This is a genomic window from Rhodococcus sp. NPDC057014, from assembly GCF_042673295.1.
GTDB lineage: Bacteria > Actinomycetota > Actinomycetes > Mycobacteriales > Mycobacteriaceae > Rhodococcus_F.
This window is the reverse complement of record NZ_JBHUSF010000510.1, coordinates 1-3860: the sequence shown is the minus strand read 5'-3', so window position 1 is coordinate 3860 and position 3860 is coordinate 1. Positions and strand designations below refer to the sequence as shown.

At 66.7% G+C, this 3860-nt stretch carries 4 protein-coding genes and 1 pseudogene; 2 read left to right on the top strand and 3 right to left on the bottom strand.

Features of this window, described 5'->3' with window-relative positions; genetic code table 11:
- Positions 1-89 precede the first annotated feature (89 nt).
- On the bottom strand, positions 90-599 hold the full coding sequence (gene uraD, locus ACFTZB_RS43935) for a 2-oxo-4-hydroxy-4-carboxy-5-ureidoimidazoline decarboxylase (protein WP_378442035.1): 510 nt from the start codon (positions 597-599) through the stop codon (positions 90-92).
- Between the two features lie 329 nt (positions 600-928).
- Between uraD and ACFTZB_RS43930 the strand changes: the two genes are divergently transcribed.
- A complete protein-coding gene (locus ACFTZB_RS43930; RefSeq protein ID WP_378442032.1) occupies positions 929-1900 on the top strand; it encodes an IS481 family transposase in 972 nt (323 codons plus the stop codon).
- Here the strand turns inward: ACFTZB_RS43930 and ACFTZB_RS43925 are convergent.
- A complete protein-coding gene (locus ACFTZB_RS43925) occupies positions 1897-2364 on the bottom strand; it encodes a DUF6328 family protein (protein ID WP_378442030.1) in 468 nt (155 codons plus the stop codon). The two genes, ACFTZB_RS43930 and ACFTZB_RS43925, sit on opposite strands and share 4 nt — an antisense overlap.
- A gap of 1 nt (position 2365) precedes the next feature.
- The gene (locus tag ACFTZB_RS43920) at positions 2366-3181 is read right to left on the bottom strand and encodes a shikimate 5-dehydrogenase (protein ID WP_378442027.1); all 816 of its coding nucleotides are present in this window, start codon (positions 3179-3181) and stop codon (positions 2366-2368) included.
- An 85-nt stretch (positions 3182-3266) separates the two neighbouring features.
- On the opposite strand from ACFTZB_RS43920, the pseudogene ACFTZB_RS43915 reads away from it, so the two are divergent.
- Positions 3267-3860, top strand: a pseudogene (locus ACFTZB_RS43915) (oxidoreductase); the annotation flags it as partial.

Genomic DNA, 3860 nt, shown 5'->3' with positions numbered 1-3860 from the left:
CAGGACAACCTGGCCTACGAACCGGACAAACACGGCGCCCTCCAACGGCTGATCTCCCATCAACAACGGGCGGCTTGACACAGGGCAACTCATGCGTCCAGCATCCCGGCGAGCCGGAGTGCGGCGATGTCGCGCAGTTCCTCTGCGACAACGGCCAATTCGCTGTCCTCGTCATTGGCGAGCCTGCGGTCGAGGGCGGTGAGGACGTCGGACGTGCTGCGCCCGGCGGCGCGGATCAGGAAGACCCGTCCGAACTTGTCCTCGTAGGCGCGGTTGCCGTCGGTGAGCCGTTTCGTCGCCGCCGCGTCGGACGAATCGACGTTCGACTGTTCCGCGCGGGCCAGGTGTGCCTCGGCGTCGTCGCCGCCCGGGGGTTCACCGATTCGGGGGTGGCGGGCGAGGGCCAGTTCTATCTCCTTCGCGGAGAGGGGGCCGGCCCCGGTCCTGGCCGCGGTGAGCAACGAGGCGCGATCGGGGTACGGCCGGGCGGAGACGAGTTCGTCTGCCCACCGGGGGATGTCCAGGCAGATCCGTGCCCATTTCTTCGCCTCGGACTGTGAAGCCTCGTTGAATCGTCGGAGTCCTGCATCGAAAACCATGCGACCCTTCTTCCACAATGCGAAATAATGATTCCGTATAGAGAAGCGTGACAGGGGTCACAATTCGTGTCAAGACCCAAAATTGAATTAATCCAGATTCGGACATGGGGGAGGTTCGCGGCCGGGCGGAGGCGCGACGGGGCCCGGGGGTGGGCGCGAGGGAGTGTCCGGTGGGAAAGGCGTTGTCGGGCAACAGCTCACGGACAACGGGACGGCGGGACCTAGTTGTAGTTCCCAGGCAGGTTGTGAACGGCGTGGCGAACAGGAATAGGTGAGGACCTCCGGTATCGGTGTGGTTACCACACACACGCCGCTACCGAGAGGCCCTCATGACACACCGTAATGCCTTCCTGACTCCACGGGGACGTTCCGCACTCGCGCGACTGGTCCTCGAAGACGGCTGGTCGCTACGCCGGGTAGCGGAGCGGTTCCAGTGCTCGCCAGCGACGGTCAAGAAGTGGGTCGACCGCTACCGCGACGGCGGCGAGGCCGCAATGGACGATCACTCGAGTCGACCACGTCACTGCCCGCACCAGACCCCGACCCACACCGAACGACGGATCATCAAGGTGCGATTCACCCGCCGCTGGGGACCACACCGCATCGCCCACCACCTGCGCGTGGCCCGCTCGACCGTCGAAGCGGTCCTGCGCCGATACCGGATGCCGAAGCTGGCTCACCTCGACCAGGCCACCGGTCTGCCGGTCCGCCGGCCGCCGGCGCACCGCTACGAGCACGACGCACCGGGCGACCTGGTCCACGTCGACATCAAGAAGCTCGGCCGCATCCCCGATGGCGGTGGCCACCGCAAACTCGGCCGCGCCGCCGGACGTCGCAACCGCTCCGGAGTGGGTTACTCGTATCTGCATCACGCCGTCGACGATCATTCGCGGCTCGTGTACTCGGAAATTCTGTGCGATGAGAGGAAGGAGACCGCTTCCGGGTTCTGGTCCCGAGCGAACGACTTCTTCGCGGCCCACCACATCACCGTCACACGGGTGTTGACCGACAATGGATCCTGTTACCGTTCAAAAGCTTTCGCTGATGCTCTCGGCCCGGACATTGCGCACAAGCGAACCCGGCCGTACCGGCCCCAGACCAACGGCAAAGTCGAACGGTTCAACCGGACCCTCGCCGCGGAGTGGGCGTATGCAGAGACCTACCTCAGCGACGAGGCCCGCTCATCGACCTACGAAGCCTGGCTGCATGACTACAATCACCACCGACCCCATACCGGGATCGGCGGCAACTCACCCATCGACCGCGTCGGCGTTCACAACGTCCCCAGGAATTACACCTAGTCCTCGCTGTCGGCGTGGCGATTGAAAAGCCGGGGCAGCGCGAACCACAGCGTCGCGAACATCAGCGCGGCCACCACGCCGGTGACGATCGCGACCGGACCGCCCACTGCCACTTCGGCAATCAGGATCACGGTGCCGGTCATGGCGGCGGCCAGAAATCCGACACCCCACAGCGCGAACAGGTTGGCTTTGCGCAGGATGTCGGCCTGGTGGCCCTGACGGAACAGCACGCGATGCCAGACCGCCGGGGCGATGAGGAGCGCCGAGGACACCGTCGTCAGGAGCACCGTGACGAGGTGCAGCATGCGGAGGCCGAACGACTGCTCCTCGTACACCTCGGTGAAGGCGACCGCGAGGAGGAAGGCGAACAGGATCTGCACACCGGCCTGCGAGACACGGAGTTCCTGCAGCAGCTCGCTGAAATTGCGGGCGAGCCGCTGCGCGGGTGTCTCGGCGGTGCTCACCTCACGAGCGTGAGTACTCGGACGCCCTGCGGATCTCCTCGGGGGACGGGCGCACGCCGGTGTAGAGGACGAACTGTTCCGCGGCCTGCAGCGCGATCACCTCGGCGCCCGTGATGACGGTCTTGTGGCGTTCGGCCGCGGCCCGGATCAGCGGCGTGGCGGCGGGCATCGCGACCACGTCGAACACGGCGTCCGCCGCGTCGATCGCGTCGAGTGCGAATGCCAGATCCTCGGCCTCGGGACCACCGGCCATTCCGATCGGGGTGGCATTGATCAGGAGCCCGGGCCGCGCCGCGCCCAGTTCGGGCTGCCAGTCGAATCCGTACTGCTTCGCGACGGCGCCGCCGGTCTTCTCGTTGCGGGCGATCACGGTGACGTCGGTGAAACCGTAGTCGCGCACGGCGGCCACGACGGCCTTGGCCATGCCGCCGCTCCCGGCCACCGCCACCGACAGCGAGTGGGGCAACGCGTTGTCGCGCAACAGGTTCGCGATGGCCTGATAGTCGGTGTTGTAGGCGTGCAGCACCCCGTCCTCGTTGACGACCGTGTTGACCGACTCGATGACCGACGCCGACTCGTGCATCACGTCGACGTAGTCGATGATCTGCTCCTTGAACGGCATGGAGACACCGGTGCCGCGGATCCCCAGCGCCCGGATGCCGCCGACCGCAGCCTGGAGGTCGTTGGTGGAGAACGCCTTGTACACGAAATTGAGGCCCAGCTCGCCGTACAGATAATTGTGAAACCGGGTGCCGATGTTGCTCGGCCGGCCGGAGAGCGAGATGCAGAGAAGAGTGTCTTTGTCGAGCTGGTTCATCCGGTAAATACTAGTGGTGGGCTCCCATCCGTGCGCGTTCTCAGCTCCGAATACACGGTGACGACGGCAAAGGAGCAAGGCTGCGATGACGACCACGATCGGTGACCGGGACGAGGCGGCGCGGACGCCACGGAGACGGCGGCACCTGTTCTCGCGCGCGCTCGCCGGAGTGATCGCCGCCGGCATGGTACTCGGAGTGGGCGAGCTCCTGGCGGTGCTGATCGACCCGAATGCGTCGCCGTTCTACGCGGTCGGATCGACGACGGTGGACCGCAGTCCCGCCTGGGCCCGCGAGTTCGCGATCGACACGTTCGGCACCAACGACAAACCCGCGTTGTTCGTGGGCATGACGATCCTCATCGTGGCCCTCGCCGCGGTCGCGGGAATCGTCGAGCGCCCTCGCGCCCCGTTCGGCAGCGCGATCCTCGCGGCGCTCGGGCTGGTGGGAATCGTGGCCGCCACCCAGCGTCCCGGCGCCACCTGGATGTATGCGCTGCCGACAGTGGTCGGGGTCGTCGCCGGTATCGCGGTCCTGCGGGTGCTGACGGCCACCGCGCGGGCACCCGAGAATTCGGATTCCGAGGATTCGTGGTTGCCGCGCCGCACTTTTCTCCTGTTGGCCGCGGCCGCCGCCGCGACGGCCGCGGCCGCGGGAGCCGCGGGCCGGTACCTCGGGCAG